Below are 19,264 nucleotides of genomic sequence, written 5' to 3'. Positions count from 1 at the left end.
CTAGCTAGGCACTGGCTTGTCAGAACAGATTCAATGATCAGAAATGGTATGAGCTATCAGTAGCCAAGTCAGCTGTTCAGGTTATTAGTAGTGTCGGCTTTCAAGAAGAGCTGCCGCGGCCCCCAATGACCGAAACGAGGGCGCATATCTGACCGGCGGCTTAGAGGCCGGTGAGCGAACCCGCTGCGCGGGAGGGTGCCCGTGGCGGCTGAGGTGCTTGACCGTCGACCGCAGGCGGATTGAACGGCGGCCACAGGCAGAACATCGAGGGTTTCGTCAACAAGAAGCCTTGTGCACCACTTCTTCTCGTTCCAATTCAAGCCGAGAATTTTCCTGCTTAAGCCGCCAACGTCTGGCGACATAGAAAACGAGCGCCTTGCGAGTTTCGATTGTTATATGCATCTTGTCTTCGAAGCCGTACTCCAGCCGAACAGCCTGAGCTTGTGCATGGGATAGATCCGAACGCGGACGTATCCACATGCGCACAAAGCTGTGCCAATCCGTGTCAAAGGGTATCGATGAAGAAGGGGCGCCCCTGCGCGAGTTGCGAGTTCACCTCCTCATAGGTGTGAACGATGAAGTTTACGGGCGCAGTCACATGATGGGTGATCGCCAGTTCCTGCACAAAGCGTTCGCCCGCTTTCTCCCAGGCTTCATACTGATCGGCAAAATGACTGTAATTAACGATCACCAGGAGATCGTAATCCGACAGATAGCCACTTTTCCGATCCTCGACCCAGTCTCCGCGGGCGTAGGAGCCGAATAGGATGAGCTTGAGAATCCGTCCTCGCTTGTGTTTGTCGGACAGCTTGGTTTTCTGGACTTCTTCGAATTCATCGAACAAAATTGCGGCGACGCGCTGCAGTTCGCGCTGCTTGCGCTCTGGCAGGTGTGTCAGCCTGTCGATGTTCATCGAAATATCCTTCAAATCTAAAGTCATAGAGTCGCAGCCCTCGGGCGAATGCCGCTGGCTGTCTAGTCTTATCAGGATCATACGGTCGTGCGAAAGGCGCATGATCTCCTCCGGCTCAACGAGATCTTCGGTGCCGATTGAGTCATCCGGTTTGCGTCAGCAGTCCTGCTGGTGGAGATCCACGCCTTGCCCGGCAGCTAGAACTTGTCGGACAGCAGGCCCTCGATCTGTGCCTCCGCAAATCGCCCCTGCGAGCGCCAGACTGTTGTCTTCGACTTACCCGAAGCTGCCATGATGGCGTGGGTGCCGAGCCCCTCGGCGGTTAGCAGGATAATCCGCGCCCGCTAGACATGCTTCTGGGCCGCGTCCCGATCAGAGATCGAGTGCCTCAAGCCTATGGTGGTCCGAAGCCGAAACAACCATGGAAATCCCGCGCGCATGACGCAGATTCGCATTGATGAAAACAGATGGGAATCCCAATTCGGACTCTTCCGTTTGGTTCAATCCACAAACGTTCAATCTTGAGGAAGGCAGCTACTGACGGATCATGTCTTCCGGGAGTGGCGGTGTATAACCCAGCTTGTTGATGACGGTCGCAGCGATCGGATGATGGGCCTTCATCATGACCAGCGCGAGGTGATATTCATACCGGCGTTGGTCAACCAGAAAATCCTCGCCACTCCCTTGTTCAGGGGTCCCGAGCAGTTCATAGAGCTCTTGGGCCTTTGCCAATCGACACCGTTGTTCGCGAATGATGTCGATCGCAAGTCGCTCAAGCTCGTCTTGCTCAAGTTCCGCGAGAATCGTCTCAATGGCATGCTTTGGGCAATCGGGTTTGAGTTCCAGGCTGCGTATATCCGGCAATATTGCACCACCCCTTCGGCTTGGTCCGCGGTGCGCCCCCGCGAACGAACAAGATCTTGACCCCAAGCCGGGGGTTAGAAAACCGCCACAGACAGTCCCTGCGACCTTTAGCACCGAGGCACCTGGACATACGTCACAAGCCCCCGGCCAATGGCCAGAGGATCCTGGGTGTCGGGTCGGCCGACACCAAACCGCTGTGGTGGGGTTTCTACGCCCCGAGGCGGCGCGTACCGCCTCGGGGAAAAGCATATTTCATCAGGATGATGAACGCCAGACGCCAGCCCGGATGTTTACATTGAAATTATTCGACATTCGCAACAAGTGCGGTTGCCGACGCTGGAGCGATTGCACCATCAGCGAGAACAGATGAACGAAAATCCCCCGCTGCTCCAAGCCGCGACCGCATGTCGGCGCCTGTGTCGAACAGACCGGCATAGATCATGACCTTCCCGATCCGCACTGGCGTGCCCACTTGTTCGAAGCGGCAATCGATCGACCTGAAAATCCGCGCCATTCGGGCGTCGAAGACCGATACGATGTGTTCGATGCCGGCCCGCTGGGCGACTTCAACCATCCCGCACAAAAGCTCGACAGTGGTTCGGTTGACCATGTGGTTTGCTTCTGCCCGATCCCTCGCCTCGAAGATTTGCGGATTGACCGCAAAACGTGAGCTCTCCCAGATCAATGGACTTTCGACCGTGCCACCAGGCATCAGCACGGAAAACACGTCTCTGAGCATGTTGGGACCGGTCGTGGGGAGCAGACGCACAGCGCCACGAAGCTGTCCTGACCTTTCATCGAGCGACAGAAGGTAGAGAGGGTCTTCGGCATCGAACCGGTCGATCTCCCGTCCGTTTTCGACTTTGACGTCCCAGCCAAGGCGACCAGAAAAGACTTCGGCCCGCATGCGGAACATTTCGTCGAACAGCTCGGGATACTTGTCCTGATCGGCACTTTCGACTGCAAATATCATGATGGTGGTCTCCGTTCATTCATTGATGACGGAGACACCAGTTATCGGCTGGGTTTCGAGAAGAACATCCGGTCCAACAGCTGGGTTTACAAGGGATCAAAGAGCAGCCCCGCTCTATGAGCGATTGAAACGGCATGGGTATTGCTGGTGGCATGGAGCTTGTGGCGGGCGCTCTCCAGATAGCAGCGCACGGTGTGCTGCGACAGGCCGAGAATGACAGCGCATTCCCAGGCCGTCTTGCCCTCGGCGATCCATTGCAGGCATTCCAGTTCACGCGGAGAAAGAACTGCAGGCTCGCTCGCATGTCCCTCGATGCCAAGCACACGATCGTGGATGTGCGTCGCAAGAACCTGGAAGTCACGCATATAGAGAAGTTTCGCGCTCGCCCAGTCGCGGGCGGAAAGATCTGACGTCACGGAGAACAAGGCACGGTCGCCGCAGCGACCGTGCACTGGAACTGTCAGTCCGCGGAGCCCGATACCGAATTCGCCGGCTTCACCAAAAAAGGTCTTCAGCCGCCCCGTCGGATTTCCAAACTCGTCCCAATCAAGGGGAAGCATACGGCGAAAGCCAAGACGAACAACTGGATCGACATCGACATACTGCCGGTTCTTGTAGTGTGCGACCCACTCGGGAGAATAGGTTACGGCGAGATAGGGATCGATCTCATTTTGACCAGAAACGCCGACACCAAAATACGCAATGGTATTCAATGCGTATCGGGAGGCCACGTCTTTCAGGAACTCGATTGTCGAGTTTCGGTCAGCAACATCTGAAATTCTTGAGAGTGCGTCCATCAAATCGGAATCTGCGACATTCTCCAACGTCTTACCTTTCCTGGAACCTGAGATTCGGGCGCAATATTTCCATTATGAGTCGCATATGCAATGCATAGTTGTCGAACCAGACAAATTCTAGATCGTCAGCTTCCGGGCGTTGTTTGATGGGGAATCCTGTCAGGTATTAAAGGCGATAACGAGCGGCAGGCCGAACAGCGCCGCCCAGGCCCGGGCGGCCGCCTTCTGGATAGCGACGATGTTGGTATCGCCGGTCCACCAGCCATTACCAGTTGCCACGATTACGCTCGGTTTGTAGATCATCGACTGCAGGATCGGCCAGACCAGGAGCTGCTCATAGCAGATCAGCGGAGCGATGAGCGTCCCGGCAAATCTGCCTGTAGGTTTGCCGAAAACATGGGCCGTGGCGCCACCCGATGCCCAGGGTTGCCACATTGAAACCGGCACGGGCATGCGTTCGCGGTAGAGGATTTGTGCGCCCTTCCCCGACACTTCCATCATGACGTTGTCGTAGCCCTCGGCACTGATAAGGATTGCACCCCCGTTCACAGTCACATCAAGATCCTGAAGTGCGCGGACCCAGAGGTGTTCGGTTGTCGGCGTCCAGATCCCGAATGCACTTTCGGGAAGGACGATGTTTTTCACGCCGGCTTTCGCCGCGTCCTGAACCAATGCCAGCGTGGCGAGATGCTGCGCATAATCCGCGTGCTGACCGGGAGAGGCATAGTTGAAGTGCGTGTCGATGCCGATCCAGCCTTCCGGTGGATGCGGTTCGCTCCAGTCTAAGGACGACAAGGCGAAAACTGCACCGATAACAAGAGCAACGATCGGCCACGCCCGCGTCGTCATAGCCGATAAGGTGTGAGCCATGGCAATCAATCCAAACCAGCCCAGACCTGGAAACAAGACGCCTGCGGCCGTGATTGGGTTCGCCCACCCGATGATGCCAAAGGGCGGAACGCTCATCAGGATCCATGCAAGCGCGTAGCGCAACGGTCGGTGCCATCCTGATTTCCGAGTCCAGAGAACGGCATGGACAAGTACGAACAGAGACGAGGCCGCGAGCCACAGGGCAAGCCCGATCCACATATCACTCGCGTAGAAGATTGAGACGCCAACAGGCAGCCCGCGCGACGCTGCAAGGAAATAGGCCAGCGCCACCAACCCAGCGACGAGCCGGTTCGGCGCAAACGCCCAGAACGTTGGAAACAGGACGGCGGCGGGCAAGGCCAGCACCTCGCCGCTCCAGGCAATTGCACCGATAGTGGCGCTGCCTGCACCAAGGCCGATGCTGATCAAGCCGTCACGGAACGAAGGTAAGGATGGGCGTCGCCAGCCCGAGAACACCATCGGCCGGGATCGGCCCGAAATATCGTGAGTCATAGGAACCTTTGAATGGTGAGTGGAGAAACAGAAAACCCGGCGGCATTGCACCACCGGCGTAGGGCGTTATCGGCCTGCCCGAACCATCATTTGGCTGGACCGCGGATCGCGGCAAATTCACCCCGCCGATTACGACAGACGCGCCGATTTCAATCGACTGTCCGGGGAGTGCAACAACGGTCTTGATCAACGGACTAAGCCAGCCCGGGCAAAAGCCGCGGCGCAGATACCCGCGCTCACGGGCCCGTCGAAACTCGTGCGTTAACGGCGGACAGATGAAGATGCGATCCCCGACGCGAATGGCGCGGCTCAGCATCTCTATGCGCCAGATCCCGAGCGGATAGCTCGGCGTCAGATTGATCCGCAGCCCCATCCCATAGGCTGCGACAAACAGGGCTACCGGAAGGAAAAGAAGCGCTGTCACTACGGCAATGCGTCGCCTCCGTGTCATTGCTTGAGCCCTTGGCTCTTACTCTGCGTTTGCCGCAACGCCTCCGATTCCTTCAGTGCCTGCTGGGTCCGTTGCTGGGCGATGAGCTGCTGGCCAGCGCGCATGAACGGCCAGGCGGCAGCAAGCTTCTGCTTCTCGGCCGGCGACATACCCTTGGCCGCTTTGTCGAAGGTCGAACCCGAGGGGTCCCTAGCACCGTTGCCGAGCAAGGTCCGTTCTCCGAACCGTTCGGATACCGCCTTGTTGAGGGTATCAAGTTCGGCCTTCACCATGCGGTCGGCGAGGGCAAATCCAAGTGCTGCGGCTAAGTCGTTTCGGTCGATGGCGTCGCGCACCTTTTCCATGGCGCGCGCGGCGGCCGGCGACAGGGATGGAATATCGATCGAGGTGCGCTTGCGGTGCCCTTCCTCCTCGGCAGCGTACTTCTTCATCGCGTTCTGTCGCATGTTCAGATAGCTCTCGAGATCGCGACGGAGCGCAGGAATGTTGACCTCCGCTACGCGCCGGTCTTGCCGATCCGCCCGGCTTGCCAGAAGTCCTTCGCGACCGCGCAACGCACCGAAGCTTGCCGCATTCAGTTCGATTTCGCCAAGACGCTGGCGGGCAACGCTTGCGTCTTCCAGAACGGTCTCCATACGCATCGCCTTGAAGGCGGTTTCTGGATCCGCATAGACAAGACGAATACGGTCAGAGAGATTGTCCCACTGCTTTTGCAGGGCCGGATCGGACTGCAGCTTTTCGGCGACCGCGTCAGTGACCGACATTGTAAAACTGGAGACGCCTTTGACCATTGGCTCGGCCTTTCTGGCTGTTTGACTGGATTGGTGAAGCGGAAAATCGACAAGACCGAGCCGCGCGCCGGCGGTGCGAAGCCGGACGCTGAGATCGACGAGTCTCTGTTTCTGCCGAATGGTCCATTGGACGCGATCGCGCATCAGCGTCCGGGCAACGCGAACGAGATGCAGGCCGCGATTATTGGCGAAGCGCAGCGCCTGGGCATAGAACCGGCCGCCCGCATAATCGAGCGTGACCTCCTTGGCGTTCTTCCGCGAAAGGAGCCTCTCAAGCCCGCCAGCCATCTTGAAGGATCGGCTTCCATAATAGAGCGCCATGTCCTCCCGGTGCCGCGTCATCGCGACATAGGTCAGATGCCGGTCCAGCGAGAGCGAGGCGAGCACCTTGACGCGGTCGACGGTTGCACCTTGCGATTTGTGGATCGTCGTCGCGTAGCCATGATCAAGATTGCGATAGAAACGCTGATCGACGTCCACGTGGTGCGCGTCCTCCCCCTCGCCGACGGCCACCGTGATCCTGCCGGGCGCTGCCTCGACGATTTTGCCGATCATGCCGTTCTTGACGCCAAGCGAACCTTCGTTCTTAAGGAACACGATCTGGTCGCCAACGGCGAACTGCCGGGGTCCATCCTCGGTCTTGAAGGCGTGGCCTTCTTCGATCAGACCGCGCTCAACGAGCTTTTCACGCGCCATGATGTTGAGCTGGCGTACATCGCGGCGCAGATGCGCGAGTATCAAGGTTGATTTGTCCGGATCGTAGTCGCGGTTCCAGTCAGCGATCAGGGTTTCGATGGCATCAAGCTTGAGCGGCCGCCCGATTACCCGGCCTTTCGCGCCATAAGATGACAGCGCTTCGGCAACGCGCCCGCGCGCCAGATGGAGCGAGGCGGCGCGCATCCAGTCTTCTTTCTGGCGATAGATGGTTTCGAGCTCGGCATAGCCGGTGCGTTCGACGATGGCACGGAAGGCAGCGCCCGCCTCGATCGGTTGAAGCTGCTCGGCATCACCGACCAGGACGAGTTTGGCGCCGGCCTTGGTGACGGCTTCGACGAAGGTCGCCATGTGCCGGGATGACACCATGCCTGCTTCATCGAGAACGAATATCGTCCTATCATCGAGAAGCCGGCGTCCCTGTTTCCAATTGAGCTCCCACGACGCCAACGTGCGGGAGGGAATGCCGGCCTCTTTCTCCAAACCCTCCGCCGCCTTACCTGCAAGCGCACCACCAACGACGTTGTATCCGGCCAATTCCCAAGCCTCGCGGGCTGACTTCATCATCGTGGTCTTGCCGGCTCCTGCCCGGCCCACTATCGCTGCAATCCGCGCCGGCCCAGCAACATGTTCGATAGCCGTCCGTTGTTCTTCCGACAGCCGGTCATGCCGGGCAAAGACGGTTTCCAGGACTTTCGCCGCAACCGCGAACCCGTCCCTTCCCGAAAGCCAGTTTGCGCGGGAGATCATTTCGGCCTCGAGCCTGATCATCCCCCGGGTCGTCAGCCGTGCCGCGACCCGTGCACCAGTCGCAAAATCGATTGTCTCGTCAGTGAGTTTCAGGCAGTCCGGGCTTTCCGTAATCCGAGTGAGAAGCCGCTGGAAGCGCTCCGGATCGTCGACATAGCGATGCAAGATCTTGGCGATGTCGCGCTGATCGAAGACGCTTCGTTCGGATGTGATGATATCGAAAACGAGTTCAGGCCTGTGTTCGATCCGGGCGGCGTTCTTTTTCCGTTGGGCCTCATGCAATGCCAGCCGTTCGAGATCGATCCTGGTTCCCGCATCGCCCGCTTTGCGCTGTAGCGCCTTGGCCGCAACGCCGATATGGGTTGTCGGCTCGATGTCGATGCCACGTTCAGCGTAGGACCGGCCATCGACACGGATTTCGAGGCCCGCCATGGCCAGATGCTGGTTTTGGAGATCGAGCCATCTCTGCCGCTGTTCGAGGAATTCCGCCTTCTCGCCGGACCAAAGTTTGTATTGGATTTTCCCGGTTTTGGTTCGAACCGGATTTCCATCCGGGCCGAGCACCGCGACCTTCTTGGAACCGAACCCGTCCTGGGTGAGCGGGCGCAATGTCGTCATCAGATGGATATGCGGATTGCGCGCGCCAATCCGGTTCTGATCCTGATCAGAACCAAAGGATTTGGCGCCATCAGGAATGCCATCACTATGGAAGACCCAATCGGCCACTTGCCCGCGAGCGAGCACTTGCTCTGAGACGAACTGCCTGAAGAGCGCGATGTTCTGGTCGCGAGTAAGCTCGACGGGCAAAGCGACAATGAATTCCTTGGCGAGCTGGGCGTCGTTGCGTTTTTCGAATGCCTCGACCTTGTTCCAGAAGGCTTCCGCTGCCCCAGCAACCGAACGATCGGCGATCGTGTCCCGCGCCCATTTCGGAGCATCGGGGGGGAGCAAGAATTCTTCGTGGGCGAGGTTCTTCTTGTTGGAATAGTCGACTGTGCGCGCTTCCGCCTCGTGGCTCATCTTCGCGCAATGGCGATAGGCCGCAGACAAAACCGCGCTGCGACCATTCCCGCGCGAAATAATCTGGGGTGTAAAATGCGTGATCGCCACGGTTCATCAGGCTCCTGCGAGACAAGTTCATCCTTGTTCCGCAGGCCGCCGCCCCGGCCCGACTGGGGCCGCAGCGAGCCACGTCGCCCCAGCGACGTATTACTGCGCCCTTGGACGCATTCCTTCGGAACGCAGGGATGATCTCTCAAAGCGTCGGATCTGCCGACCCGGCATTTCTGCCGGGATGCGCTTCACGCGCTCCCGGGCGATTCTCCTCATGCCTTCGGGGCATTCGTGACAATCGGGAGCAAACGGAATGAAGAAGCCATCATCCAGAATCAAAGAAGAGATCGCCAAACTCCAGGAGCAGCTGAAGGCCGCAGAGACGCGTGAGGCCGAACGGATCGGCCGGATCGCGCTCAAGGCAGGGATTGGCAAAGTCGAAGCCGATGACGGCAAGCTGCTGACGGCGTTTGAGGACCTAGCCAAACGGTTTCGTGAGCGCGGCAGCGAGATCCGGAAAGTCCCTCCCGCGCAAACCCCGTCTGGCGCGGCTTCGCGCGCGAGTAGCGAGGCTTGAGCGCATGCGACAGGCAAGCCAATCGGACAAGCGCAGGAAAGACACGCGCGAGAAAATTCAGCTCGGCGGCCTGATTGCCAAGGCAGGCTTGCGCTACGAGAAGCGCGCGCTCCTGCTTGGCCTTCTGATCGACGGCGGGGGGCGGATCAAAGGCGACGAGAATGAGCGAGAACGGCTGACGGCGATCGGAGCGGAGGCGTTTTCAGATGACACCGAGTAAGCTCATTCTTCTGCTCGCGCCTGTCGGCATGATGATCGCCGTCTGCATCGGGTTAAAAGGTTCCGAAGCCTGGTTGGCGCAATTTGGAAATTCGGTTGAGACGCAACAGACGTTTGGGCGGATCGGCATCGCCATACCCTATGGCCTAGCCGCGGGTCTCGGCATCGTTTTCCTGTTTGCAGCGCGCGGAGCAATGGCGATCAGGTTCGCCGGCTACGGTGTTCTGACCGGTGCAATTGCCGTGATCGCCGTTGCCGCGACGCGGGAATTTACACGCCTCAGCGGTTTTGCAGATACGGTTCCGGCGGGACATAGCCTGCTCGAATATGCCGATCCTGCAACCGGCATCGGCGCAATGCTCTGCTTCATCGCCGGCATGTTTGCATTCCGCGTCGCTCTCAGTGGTGATGCGGCGTTCGCGACAATGAAGCCGCGGCGGACGACGGGAAAGCGCGCAATCCACGGATCGGCCGACTGGATGTCCGTCACCGCCGCCAAGAATATGTTCGGCGAGGGTGGAGGCATTGTCCTTGGCGAGGCATATCGCGTCGACCAGGACAGTGTGGCGAGCCGACCATTCCGGACTGATGTCAAAGATACGTGGGGCAATGGCGGAAAATCATCGCTGCTCTGCTTCGACGCCTCGTTCGGGTCAACGCACGGACTGGTCTTTGCCGGATCGGGCGGGTTCAAGACCACTTCGGTAACGATCCCTACGGCGCTCAAATGGGGTGGAGGGCTCGTTGCGCTCGATCCGTCAAACGAGGCGGCACCCATGGTGATCGATCAGCGGCGGCGTGCTGGGCACGATGTTTTCGTGCTCAGCCCCAAGGACGCTTCGGTCGGGTTCAATGTGCTCGACTGGATCGGTAGGTTCGGCGGTACCAAGGAGGAGGATGTCGTCGCCGTAGCAAGCTGGGTTGTGACCGATACCGGACGTCAGACTTCAATGCGCGACGACTTCTTCCGCGCCTCCGCCCTGCAACTCATCACCGCGCTGATCGCCGACGTCTGCCTGTCAGGGCATACGGAAAAGGAAAACCAGACGTTGCGCCAGATGCGCATGAACTTGTCCGAACCTGAGCCCAAATTGCGCGAGCGATTGCAGAGGATCCACGACAATTCAGAATCCGCATTCGTTCGAGAGAACGTCGCCGCCTTCGTCAACATGACGCCGGAAACCTTCTCCGGTGTTTACGCCAACGCGATCAAGGAAACACACTGGCTGAGCTACCCGAACTATGCTGCACTCGTTTCAGGTTCGAGTTTCTCGACCAATGGCATTGCCGGCGGCAAGACCGACATCTTCGTCAACCTCGACCTTAAAACACTGGAGGCCCATCCGGGGTTGGCCCGCACCATCATCGGCGCGCTTCTCAATGCCATCTACAACCGAAATGGCGAGATCGGCGGCCGCACCCTGTTCCTGCTCGATGAGGTGGCTCGGCTCGGTTACCTGCGCATTCTCGAGACCGCGCGCGATGCCGGCCGCAAATACGGCATCAGCCTGCTTCTGCTTTTTCAGTCGATCGGCCAGATGCGCGAAACCTATGGTGGGCGGGACGCCGCATCGAAATGGTTCGAGAGCGCCTCATGGGTATCCTTCGCCGCAATCAACGATCCCGAGACCGCGGACTACATCTCGCGACGCTGCGGCAATACCACGGTGGAGGTCGACCAGTTGAGCCGCACATTGCAGATGTCGGGGTCGTCGCGAACGCGCTCCAAGCAGTTGGCGGCACGGCCTCTGATATTACCGGAAGAAGTGCTGCGCATGCGCGGCGACGAGCAGATCGTTTTCACGTCGGGTAATCCGCCGCTCAGATGCGGACGCGCCATCTGGTTTCGGCGCAATGACATGAAAGGCGTCGTTGGCAAGAACCGGTTCCATCGGTGATCGCGAGGAATGTGTATCAACGTTGTGAATCGATTGTCCTGCTTTGATTCACACAACTCATTGGACTTCGGTTGCGGTGTCGAAGAGACTCTTCGCATGCAGACATTCACTCCCGACCAGGTTCATCTTCGTCGCATCGACCCGGCCCAGAATATGCGCCGCTTCTACAGCCTGAGCCTTCAGCCCACGCTGTTCGGCGGCGCGTCGCTCATTCGCGACTGGGGAAGGATTGGAAGACGCGGTCAGACGATGATGGAAACATTCGATACGAACGCCGATGCAGGGTCCGCGCTGCACCGTCTTGAGCGTAGCAAAAGGCGCCGCGGATATCGCGATGCGGCAGTACAGCGGCGCTGATAGCTTTGACGCCCCCCCGATGTTGCGAACAATCAAAAGCACCGGACCGGCGCCGGATATCTCGCGATCTTCTCGTCCACGGTCATCAGGACAATTTCCTCGGCAACGGCCTGCGAAATCAGAATGCGATCGAAAGGATCCTTGTGTATGGGAGGAAGCACCAAAAGGCCGATCGCATGTTCACCGGTGATCGCCAGTTCATGATAGCCATTGTCCACCAACCCACGCCTCAGTAACCGTGGATCGACCGCGAAATCCGGGCGTCCCAGGCCTGTCTTGATAGCGACTTCCCAAAGACTCGCCGCGCTAAAGATCAAATCGTTGTCGGGGTTCTCGATTTCGGCACGCGCTTGTGCGGGCAACTGCTCTGGATTGCTTGCGGCCCACAAAAGAAGATGGGTATCGAGAAGGAACCTCACGCATCGCCTCTAAACATTGCTTCAATGTCTTCGTCACCCATGCAATCAAAGTCATCAGGCACGGTGAACTGACCGGCCATGAAGCCGGTGCGCTTTGTTGCGCCGGGCATCGGTGCATCCAGCGCCATGACCTTCACAAGCGGTTTGCCCGCTTTGGCGATGATAAAGGGTTCGCCCTTCGCGGCCTTCTCTATCAGACGCGACAGGTGTGTCTTGGCCTCGTGGATATTGACGGTGTGCATAGCGGTGCTCCTGCTTAGTCCATTCAACTTAGTTCATTTGCAGCCGAAGTTCAATACACCCCATCGCGCGGAAGGCCCCGTCTTGCGACGAGGCCCTCCTCCGGCGGTTAGTCGCGGTTGCCGTTCGGGCGGGACCAGATCAGTTGCAGCCCTTCCTGACCGTCCACCTCGATCAGGGTTGCGTAGATCGGAGCAGGGAAGCTCGGATCGTCCAGCTTGACCGAGATGTAATCCCGCTCGGTTCCCTTCGCCTGCTTCTGCCACCCGGCGCCCAGTTCAACTGCACCGGAGAAGATGCGGAACTGTGGGCCGTTCTCGGAAGGGGTTTCGACGCGCTCGAGGCGGGCCTTGACGTTTAGGGCGAGGGTCTTGATCTGACCGGTGAAGCCGTTCTTGGTGGTGGTGAAAGTGCCGATGTTTGCCATTGTCTTCATCCTTTCGATGTTTCGGGCCGCGCCTATCGCGGCCTCGATGGCTGTCAGGAGACCGGGAGCGATCGGCGCGCACCCCAAAGGGGACGGAATGAAATGGAGGATGGCGGGGAGACACTTTCTTGACCCGCGAGGAATTCGAATGAAGTTCGAAGGGGAAGAAAGTTTCGAAGCGCCGTTGCGTCAGGCCGAGCGAGGCGAAGGCGTTTTCCGGTCAGACATGCCTCAATCGAGACCGCATTGAGCGGCGCGTTGGTGACATTTGAACGGGAGTGAAGACCGGCAACCGTCGTATCGCAACCCCCGATCCAGAATATGATCGGACAGAACAACCCAATGCCCTTGCCAGCGTCGAGGCAACCGCGTGTGGCTGTCTAGCCTTTCTCACAAAATTCGACACGGCTCCCGTTCTTCGACTATGCGTCGAGGTATGTCTGTATGTTGGGGCGATTGTAAGAGAAAGAGCAGATACATCGACGCAAGGGCCGCGATGACCAAAGCCTTTTGATCTCTTATTCACAACCTCGATATAGCCGATGAGGAAGCGGTATCATTGCTGTGGTAGACACGAGCTCTGCAAAGCCGGGATACAGCCCGGCGGAGAGCTGATCGCACTCCGCCAGGGTCATTCGGAAGGCAAACTCACGCCGCCTCCCGCTCTTCAGTAAGCCGAGCCGGCTGAAGACCATGAAGATAGGTCACGGCGCGTTGCGCATGCGCTGCCGCCTGAAAAATCGCCCGTTTGTCGCCCTTGAGGACCTTCAGCCAGGAGTGGAGGTAGCTGGCGTGATCCGGCCGGGGCGCCAGCTCAGGCACGACACCAAGATCGGCGCACAGGAAGCAACTTCCGAGCTCGGCAATGAGTTCTTCGCGAGCGCGGTCGGAGCGATCCTTGTGATAACGCGAAAGATCGCGTCCGACCCGGTGCGCTGGCGCCGTCCAGTGGGTTGCCTCGTGGCTGAGCACAGCGACGTAGGATTCCGCATCCCGGAAGCTTTCGAAGGGCGGCATCTGGATATGGTCGCTTGCGGGAGCGAAGAAGGCTTTTGCGCCGCCGTGGCGGATCACAGCGCCGGTATGCTCGAAGAAGCGGTCCGCGTGCTCGATGCGCGATATCGGATCGGTGATCTTGTCCGGCCGGTGATAATAGTGCTCAGGCAATCCATCGATCTGATCGCAATTGAAGACGGTGTAGGTCTTGAGGAATGGGATATCCCGCTCGACCTCGTCGCCACGGGAATCCGTTTCGGTCTTCGTGAAGCGGCTGGCATAGACGACGGTTGCGCCGGTCTCGCCCTTGCGGACCTGTGCCCCGATCTGACCGGCCTGCCGGTAGGTCATCCACAGTGGCGCTTCGAAGCCTCGGGCGAGGCTTTCGGACCAGAGCAGGAGGACATTGATGCCCGTGTAGGGCTCGCCGGTGTGCCGGAGTGGTCGCGTGATCCGGCCTTCGAGCCCGCCCGCGCTCCAGGGTTTCACCCAGGGCCGGACACCTTTTTCCAGTTCAGTGACAATCGTCTCGGTGATCCGCGCATAGATATCGACGCGCGGGCTTTTCTCTTGCTCTTTCTCTTTCTTTTTCATTCTCAGACCTCCTGATTTCAGGACCGCGCCGATCGCGGTCCGTCACGAGGTCCGAAAACGGCGGGGCTCAAGGCCGGAGCGGCACCCGAGCCGAGGCCTCGGTGCGCTCAGCGCGGCGGGGTGGCGAAGGGCCGGAACGAAGAGGAGGACGGCAAAGCCGTTGCCGGTGCTGCCGGCTCCGCCCGGATCTTTCCCGGGACGGACCACGGCCGGTGTGCCGGTAAAGCGGAAAGGCGGCGCAGTGCGCCGCCTTCGAGACAGGAAATAGTTGAGCTGTCAGTGGACAGAATGACCGCCGGTGTAAGGGTCGTATTCGAAGAGGATGACTATCTCGGCGTCGTCGACCTCGTCGGCGGGCAGGACGCCATATTCGTCGTCGGACTTGAAGAGGATGACCGGAATCATGAGGGTGCGGGCAAGGTTCCAGGCGTGTTTCTGGGCGAGGGAAAGATCGTGCTGCATGTTCGGCTCCATCGTTGGAGCGGGCCAATTCCCGCTCTGATGGCTCCGTTAGTGTGCGGCCAAGCGGACGCGATCACCGCGCAGGCAAAAGCCAAGCGGCCGCAGCTAGCTAGCGGACCCTTTACGGGTTGATCGTGGAAGTCCGCGCCGCGCCAGGAATGCCATCCCTCAAAAGAGCGGGATTGGGTTGCGTTCTAGATAGAGCCCGGCCGTGCACGATCGGTTCGCCAAGGCGACGTGGATCGGTTGGGTCCGTAACACCGGATGTCCGTTAGCCGGCGAGCGGCAATATCTTCACCGTTCCGTTGCAATTCGCGCGCTGCATGCTATATGTAGATACATACCTACAAGAGGTGCGTTATGACCATTACGACTGTCTCGAGCCGCGATCTGAACCAGGATGTAAGCCGTGCAAAGAAGGCTGCCAGGGCTGGCCCGGTTGTCATTACCGACCGGGGCAAGCCCTCCCATGTCCTGATGACCTATGCAGAGTTCGAACGGTTGACCGGTCAGCAACATAACCTCGTCGATGCACTTTCCATGCCCGGACTATCAGAAATCGAATTTGCGCCGTCCCGTGTTGAAATCATGCCGCGGGAAACTGATCTCAGTTGACCTTTCTTCTCGATACCAATGTCATCTCTGAATTGCGGAAGGCCGGAGACGGTCGTGCCGACACTAATGTGACCGCCTGGGTCGCTGCACAGGACGCGACCACCTTTCTTATCTCGGCGATTACGATCCTCGAACTAGAACGCGGTGTGCTGAGCGTCCAACGACGCGACCCAAAACAAGGTGGCAGGCTGCGCAAATGGCTTGACGACCATGTCCGGCCGCAATTTGCCGGCCGCATTCTTCCCATCGATGACGCAATCGCGACACGATGCGCCCAACTTCACATCCCCGACCGTCGCAACGAAGCCGACGCTTTGATTGCGGCGACCGCTTTGGTGCACAATCTTTCCGTGGTGACCCGCAATGTGAAGGATTTCCACGAGACCGGCGTGGTCGTCATTGACCCGTGGCAGGGTTAGCCATCGAATTGATAGTGGGCGGAGCCGAAGCTCCGCCCGAACGGCTCATCCAAGAGCCGCCATCTGCAGCTCAGTCGCCTTCCGATCGACGGTCTGACCGGGGTTTTCGACCTGACGCGTGAAAGGTTTCCAAGATTCGCCAATCACCTGTTCGTAAGCGCTGACAACGCCTTCGGCTGCGCATCTGAGAGCGTGCGCCTGCAGGCCCATATCGGCCGCGAACTCGCGTTTGCGCTGGGCCGCACCATTGAACCCGACCGGACCGTCAAGATCTTCGTCGCGAGAGTCATTGGAGCCCTTCGCCGTAGCGTCCCTGGCCTCGGTAACTGCGCGCGAGTAGAACTGGCCTGCGCCATGAGCGGAGCCGACAAAAGAACCGACAATACGTTGAAGGTGGATTTGCATGGCCCGGTCCCCCAAGCCCTCATTGAGGCTTTCGGCCGTGTCGACGATGATCTTGTGGTGGAGATCGCGGATGCCGTCGCTGTCGATGACGGGAAGGCCAAAGCTTTCGGAGATGAGGAATGCCTGAGCGCTGTCGGGGCAGGCGAGCCGGACCATTTCGAGGGAAGCGCCCTTGCGGAGCTGGACGACCTTGCCGGACTGACGGGAGGGACGAGCGTTGCTGGTCATGTGAAATTCCTTTCCTTCACGGTTTGACCGAAGGCTCAAGCCGGCCCCTGCCGGCCCTCCCTTCGGGCGCGGGAAAAAGAAACCGGCGGAAAGAAGGAGGCTTCAGGGTCCGCGCGGAACATGACGAGCAAACCCGTCCTGCGGGTCAGCAGGGCTATTAGCTCTCGCGCCGTCCCGCGGGGCTGGTTTGGCGAGGACGGTGCGTGCGGCCGCTCCGCGGCGCGCAAGCGGCCTTGAAGGCTCCGGCCGCCGGTTTACGACCGCGACCAGAACCGAAGGGAGGCCGGCAGGGGCGGCATATCACCGGCGCCTTATGTGAAGGAAATGATGATGACCCAAGCCCGGGTCCTTTGCCCCAATCACAGTATGGGCTGAGTATCGGCTTTTGTGCCTGACTGGTCGTCGGCGGGCTTGACACTGACAGCTGCGATCGCTCGTTCCTGACGGATGAGTTTTCGCGTCAACGCATCGATTTCGCCACGCCGTTCGAAGTTGAGCGCGTCGATATGGACCCGAAACAGGGCTTCGTCTGACCGGGTCCAACGCGATCCTCCACGCGGGTGCGATCTCGCCTTCGCCTTGGCTGTCATCGTCATGCGTTCCGCACGGGCCGAAATCTGGCGTTCGATCCGATCGAGATTGCCTCGTGTCTGGCGGTGTGCGGCCTCCATGCGACAGAGCAGGTGTGACGAGGTGATCATCGACATGGCGCTGCCCTTCGCGGCTGTGCCGAGGGCCAATCCGGAAACGGTGTGGTTCCCGCAGAGTAATCGGGAGGAATGATGGTTGGTATCATCAAGTCCGCGAGATCCTTACCGGCAACGGCCCAATCGACGATTATGCCTGAAGCCGGAACCTGACGGAGAGGATGATCGAGGTGTGCCTCCAGCGCCGCAATGACATCTGAGCGGGGATTTACACCTATCGTATCGACCATAAAGTGGACGGCGACCAGATGGGTGGAAAGCGGTTTCATCATGCCACCCAGCCCTCGACATGATCCGCCGCCACCTCCTCAGTGGTCACTTCGTGCAACATGGCATTGGGATAGCCGTGGCGGGACAACCATTCATCGGCGGCCGGCCGGTTGTCGGCAACGTGAACCAGTTCGCCCGCATCGCCGGGGTGGCTGAAAACGAGAACAGAGCCGGCAGATGGAGATCTGAGCACGGTAAAGGTGAGATCACTATCGACCGAGAAGGATTTGAAAACCCGAAGCACGATGACGGCCAAGCTGGCGAAATCTCCCTCGTGAAGGGTGAAACTCGCAGGAACGCCGGTGGTACCGATGCTGACTTCCGCCTGTTTCCTGACGAGCCGGCCTTTATTGTTGCGCCGCTCCCACGCCTGAAGCTTGCGGCGATGTCGTTCGGGTGGGCGTGGCGTGCCGTCGGAATAGCCTATGATCGCACCCAGAGGTGCGTGGTCGTAGATCTGTTGTGCGGACATGGGATGTCCTCCTGATTGATGGATGGGAAACGAAAGCGCCGCCGGACGATGCCGGCGACGTGGTGTGCGTTCGGAAGGAAGAAGACCGCTATTCGGCGGCTTCACGGAAACCTTCGGAGACGGCTTTCGGGTCGGTGTCGCCCCCTTCCGGCTCGTCGACAGAGCCTTCAGTATCGCCGACGTTCTCATCCTCGACGATCTCGTTGCGGGCCTTCCAATCGGCGAGTTCGTTCGCGTCCGGCGCGAAGAGCGCCGACCCGTGGACGAAGCGTTCCTCCTGGAAATGCTCCACAAGGGCGGCACGGGTGTCGCGGACCTTGTCGCGTGGCAGAACCGAGCTATCTGCGCACGCCGCCTCAAGTGCCTGCCGCGAGAGGCACTGCAGGAAGTCTTCGGTTCCCATATTGGGCAAGAAGCTGTCAGCCCCGACGACGTTGCCCGCGATCCGCGAGACGATGCCGCTGTTGGAGATGTTGCGGCGGCACGACAGCACCTCGATCAGAACCGAGCGCACCGCAATCCTCAGCGTGTCCTTGTCGAAGGCAAGATTGCCGGTTTCATCGACCAGGGTTGCGGCATGGGGCGCGATCTGGCTTCGGAATGAACCCGTATTGCCGGACCCGGTATCAACGCGGACGTTCTGACCGGCAAAGGCGATGACGAGTAACGCCATCAGCGTATCGTCCTCGATCGGTGCGCGGCCAAGCGCTTCATGAAGCGCGTCGGTTCGGAAATCACCGATCATATCCTGGCCTTTCTGGGTGACGTCGGGCCGTTTCGCCGGCAGAGTGGCGCCGCCATCTTCAGTTTTGCCCTTGGCGGTTTTCGCCTCGGGCAACCGATAGACAACCGACTGCACCTTGCCGTCGCGGTCGAGGTACATTGCCGTGTGATCGGATTTCGTCGGCTTGCCGTAGACGCGCTCGGCCTTCTTGGGCAGCTCGGGCCCATTCCATCCATTGAGTTCGGTGATGGTGCCGTTCTTGGGCAGGTTGTTGGTCATCCACTCCTGCTGCGCGCCGAGAAAGGCCTCGGCATCGGTCGTGTAACGGCTGTCCTCGTCAGCCGGGGCGAAGAGGTCCTCGACCCATGCAATGCCATAGGCTTGCGCCAACTCATCGTCGAAGCTGGCATCGCGCGCATACATGCGGGTTTTCGAAAGACCTTGGGCCACGGACCACCAGGCGGTCGTTTCGTTTTTCTTGGGCTTGTGCGCCTTCCAGACCTCTTTCTGCTCAGCGATGGAGGCAGCAGCGATTATCCTGAGTTG

The 19,264-nt window shown here is 59.4% G+C and carries 22 protein-coding genes and 1 pseudogene; 6 read left to right on the top strand and 17 right to left on the bottom strand.

Translation table 11 applies throughout. The features are described 5' to 3' along the window. Positions 1 to 505: 505 nt before the first annotated feature. The 8 genes and pseudogenes from O4H62_RS24375 to traA form a co-directional block, all read right to left on the bottom strand. Positions 506 to 913: a nucleotidyltransferase domain-containing protein gene (locus O4H62_RS24375; RefSeq protein WP_269391481.1), complete on the bottom strand. Its 408-nt coding sequence runs from the start codon at positions 911 to 913 to the stop codon at positions 506 to 508. Positions 914 to 1,125: 212 nt separating this feature from the next. Continuing rightward, positions 1,126 to 1,336 (bottom strand): annotated as a pseudogene (locus O4H62_RS24370) (helix-turn-helix domain-containing protein); the annotation flags it as partial. A 111-nt stretch (positions 1,337 to 1,447) separates the two neighbouring features. Then, positions 1,448 to 1,777, bottom strand: coding sequence for a transcriptional repressor TraM (locus O4H62_RS24365; RefSeq protein ID WP_269391480.1), 330 nt, complete (start codon positions 1,775 to 1,777; stop codon positions 1,448 to 1,450). A 301-nt stretch (positions 1,778 to 2,078) separates the two neighbouring features. Then, complete coding sequence (locus O4H62_RS24360; protein ID WP_269391479.1) at positions 2,079 to 2,750, bottom strand: acyl-homoserine-lactone synthase; 672 nt, start codon at positions 2,748 to 2,750, stop codon at positions 2,079 to 2,081. A gap of 86 nt (positions 2,751 to 2,836) precedes the next feature. Further along, on the bottom strand, positions 2,837 to 3,574 hold the full coding sequence (locus O4H62_RS24355; RefSeq protein ID WP_269391478.1) for a LuxR family transcriptional regulator: 738 nt from the start codon (positions 3,572 to 3,574) through the stop codon (positions 2,837 to 2,839). Positions 3,575 to 3,706: 132 nt separating this feature from the next. Continuing rightward, entirely contained in the window at positions 3,707 to 4,846 is a 1,140-nt protein-coding gene (locus tag O4H62_RS24350; protein ID WP_269391477.1) for a conjugal transfer protein TraB, read from the bottom strand. 4 nt (positions 4,847 to 4,850) lie between these two features. After that, positions 4,851 to 5,354, bottom strand: a complete 504-nt coding sequence (gene traF, locus O4H62_RS24345) for a conjugative transfer signal peptidase TraF (protein WP_331284486.1) — start codon at positions 5,352 to 5,354, stop codon at positions 4,851 to 4,853. A gap of 23 nt (positions 5,355 to 5,377) precedes the next feature. Continuing rightward, on the bottom strand, positions 5,378 to 8,746 hold the full coding sequence (traA, locus tag O4H62_RS24340) for a Ti-type conjugative transfer relaxase TraA (RefSeq protein ID WP_269391475.1): 3,369 nt from the start codon (positions 8,744 to 8,746) through the stop codon (positions 5,378 to 5,380). A gap of 256 nt (positions 8,747 to 9,002) precedes the next feature. On the opposite strand from traA, the gene O4H62_RS24335 reads away from it, so the two are divergent. The 4 genes from O4H62_RS24335 to O4H62_RS24320 all read left to right on the top strand — a co-directional run bounded on the left by O4H62_RS24335 (position 9,003) and on the right by O4H62_RS24320 (position 11,740). Beyond that, a complete protein-coding gene (locus tag O4H62_RS24335) occupies positions 9,003 to 9,266 on the top strand; it encodes a TraC family protein (RefSeq protein ID WP_269391474.1) in 264 nt (87 codons plus the stop codon). A 4-nt stretch (positions 9,267 to 9,270) separates the two neighbouring features. Continuing rightward, positions 9,271 to 9,486: a type IV conjugative transfer system coupling protein TraD gene (traD, locus tag O4H62_RS24330; RefSeq protein ID WP_269391473.1), complete on the top strand. Its 216-nt coding sequence runs from the start codon at positions 9,271 to 9,273 to the stop codon at positions 9,484 to 9,486. Beyond that, positions 9,473 to 11,383, top strand: a complete 1,911-nt coding sequence (gene traG, locus O4H62_RS24325; RefSeq protein ID WP_269391472.1) for a Ti-type conjugative transfer system protein TraG — start codon at positions 9,473 to 9,475, stop codon at positions 11,381 to 11,383. Before traD ends, traG begins: the two co-directional genes overlap by 14 nt. Before the next feature lie 96 nt (positions 11,384 to 11,479). After that, a complete protein-coding gene (locus tag O4H62_RS24320) occupies positions 11,480 to 11,740 on the top strand; it encodes a WGR domain-containing protein (RefSeq protein WP_267656501.1) in 261 nt (86 codons plus the stop codon). 32 nt (positions 11,741 to 11,772) lie between these two features. Here the strand turns inward: O4H62_RS24320 and O4H62_RS24315 are convergent, their stop codons facing one another. The 5 genes from O4H62_RS24315 to O4H62_RS24295 form a co-directional block, all read right to left on the bottom strand. After that, positions 11,773 to 12,159: a type II toxin-antitoxin system VapC family toxin gene (locus tag O4H62_RS24315; RefSeq protein ID WP_269391471.1), complete on the bottom strand. Its 387-nt coding sequence runs from the start codon at positions 12,157 to 12,159 to the stop codon at positions 11,773 to 11,775. Next, positions 12,156 to 12,401: a type II toxin-antitoxin system Phd/YefM family antitoxin gene (locus O4H62_RS24310; RefSeq protein ID WP_269391470.1), complete on the bottom strand. Its 246-nt coding sequence runs from the start codon at positions 12,399 to 12,401 to the stop codon at positions 12,156 to 12,158. The genes O4H62_RS24315 and O4H62_RS24310 overlap by 4 nt, the downstream gene beginning before the upstream one ends. A gap of 107 nt (positions 12,402 to 12,508) precedes the next feature. Continuing rightward, the gene (locus tag O4H62_RS24305) at positions 12,509 to 12,826 is read right to left on the bottom strand and encodes a DUF736 domain-containing protein (protein WP_269391469.1); all 318 of its coding nucleotides are present in this window, start codon (positions 12,824 to 12,826) and stop codon (positions 12,509 to 12,511) included. 648 nt (positions 12,827 to 13,474) lie between these two features. Continuing rightward, complete coding sequence (locus tag O4H62_RS24300) at positions 13,475 to 14,416, bottom strand: ArdC family protein (RefSeq protein WP_269391468.1); 942 nt, start codon at positions 14,414 to 14,416, stop codon at positions 13,475 to 13,477. Between the two features lie 276 nt (positions 14,417 to 14,692). Then, the gene (locus O4H62_RS24295; protein ID WP_269391467.1) at positions 14,693 to 14,878 is read right to left on the bottom strand and encodes a hypothetical protein; all 186 of its coding nucleotides are present in this window, start codon (positions 14,876 to 14,878) and stop codon (positions 14,693 to 14,695) included. Between the two features lie 360 nt (positions 14,879 to 15,238). Here O4H62_RS24295 and O4H62_RS24290 point away from each other — a divergent pair, with 360 nt between their 5' ends. Both O4H62_RS24290 and O4H62_RS24285 read left to right on the top strand, forming a co-directional pair. Further along, entirely contained in the window at positions 15,239 to 15,493 is a 255-nt protein-coding gene (locus tag O4H62_RS24290) for a type II toxin-antitoxin system Phd/YefM family antitoxin (RefSeq protein ID WP_269391466.1), read from the top strand. Further along, positions 15,490 to 15,912, top strand: coding sequence for a type II toxin-antitoxin system VapC family toxin (locus O4H62_RS24285; RefSeq protein WP_269391465.1), 423 nt, complete (start codon positions 15,490 to 15,492; stop codon positions 15,910 to 15,912). Before O4H62_RS24290 ends, O4H62_RS24285 begins: the two co-directional genes overlap by 4 nt. Positions 15,913 to 15,957: 45 nt before the next feature. Here the strand turns inward: O4H62_RS24285 and O4H62_RS24280 are convergent, their stop codons facing one another. The 4 genes from O4H62_RS24280 to O4H62_RS24265 all read right to left on the bottom strand — a co-directional run. After that, positions 15,958 to 16,545: a hypothetical protein gene (locus O4H62_RS24280; protein ID WP_269391464.1), complete on the bottom strand. Its 588-nt coding sequence runs from the start codon at positions 16,543 to 16,545 to the stop codon at positions 15,958 to 15,960. A gap of 359 nt (positions 16,546 to 16,904) precedes the next feature. Continuing rightward, on the bottom strand, positions 16,905 to 17,252 hold the full coding sequence (locus O4H62_RS24275) for a hypothetical protein (RefSeq protein WP_269391463.1): 348 nt from the start codon (positions 17,250 to 17,252) through the stop codon (positions 16,905 to 16,907). Between the two features lie 268 nt (positions 17,253 to 17,520). Then, on the bottom strand, positions 17,521 to 17,994 hold the full coding sequence (locus O4H62_RS24270; RefSeq protein ID WP_269391462.1) for a hypothetical protein: 474 nt from the start codon (positions 17,992 to 17,994) through the stop codon (positions 17,521 to 17,523). A gap of 88 nt (positions 17,995 to 18,082) precedes the next feature. Then, on the bottom strand, positions 18,083 to 19,264 hold a 1,182-nt coding region (locus O4H62_RS24265), incomplete at its 5' end, for a plasmid partitioning protein (RefSeq protein WP_269391461.1).

The organism is Parahoeflea alexandrii, assembly GCF_027214025.1.
In the GTDB taxonomy this organism is placed as follows: domain Bacteria; phylum Pseudomonadota; class Alphaproteobacteria; order Rhizobiales; family Rhizobiaceae; genus Hoeflea; species Hoeflea alexandrii_A.
The sequence above is the reverse complement of the archived record's forward strand: the minus strand, read 5'-3'. Positions and strand labels throughout refer to the sequence as shown.

What these genes read in the sequence shown, in the direction of transcription:
- O4H62_RS24375 (WP_269391481.1), bottom strand. Translation starts at nt 913, where the DNA reads ATGAACATCGACAGGCTGACACACCTGCCAGAGCGCAAGCAGCGCGAA.
- O4H62_RS24360 (WP_269391479.1), bottom strand. Translation starts at nt 2,750, where the DNA reads ATGATATTTGCAGTCGAAAGTGCCGATCAGGACAAGTATCCCGAGCTG.
- O4H62_RS24335 (WP_269391474.1), top strand. Translation starts at nt 9,003, where the DNA reads ATGAAGAAGCCATCATCCAGAATCAAAGAAGAGATCGCCAAACTCCAG.
- traD (WP_269391473.1), top strand. Translation starts at nt 9,271, where the DNA reads ATGCGACAGGCAAGCCAATCGGACAAGCGCAGGAAAGACACGCGCGAG.
- traG (WP_269391472.1), top strand. Translation starts at nt 9,473, where the DNA reads ATGACACCGAGTAAGCTCATTCTTCTGCTCGCGCCTGTCGGCATGATG.
- O4H62_RS24320 (WP_267656501.1), top strand. Translation starts at nt 11,480, where the DNA reads ATGCAGACATTCACTCCCGACCAGGTTCATCTTCGTCGCATCGACCCG.
- O4H62_RS24310 (WP_269391470.1), bottom strand. Translation starts at nt 12,401, where the DNA reads ATGCACACCGTCAATATCCACGAGGCCAAGACACACCTGTCGCGTCTG.
- O4H62_RS24305 (WP_269391469.1), bottom strand. Translation starts at nt 12,826, where the DNA reads ATGGCAAACATCGGCACTTTCACCACCACCAAGAACGGCTTCACCGGT.
- O4H62_RS24300 (WP_269391468.1), bottom strand. Translation starts at nt 14,416, where the DNA reads ATGAAAAAGAAAGAGAAAGAGCAAGAGAAAAGCCCGCGCGTCGATATC.
- O4H62_RS24295 (WP_269391467.1), bottom strand. Translation starts at nt 14,878, where the DNA reads ATGCAGCACGATCTTTCCCTCGCCCAGAAACACGCCTGGAACCTTGCC.
- O4H62_RS24290 (WP_269391466.1), top strand. Translation starts at nt 15,239, where the DNA reads ATGACCATTACGACTGTCTCGAGCCGCGATCTGAACCAGGATGTAAGC.
- O4H62_RS24280 (WP_269391464.1), bottom strand. Translation starts at nt 16,545, where the DNA reads ATGACCAGCAACGCTCGTCCCTCCCGTCAGTCCGGCAAGGTCGTCCAG.
- O4H62_RS24275 (WP_269391463.1), bottom strand. Translation starts at nt 17,252, where the DNA reads ATGTCGATGATCACCTCGTCACACCTGCTCTGTCGCATGGAGGCCGCA.
- O4H62_RS24270 (WP_269391462.1), bottom strand. Translation starts at nt 17,994, where the DNA reads ATGTCCGCACAACAGATCTACGACCACGCACCTCTGGGTGCGATCATA.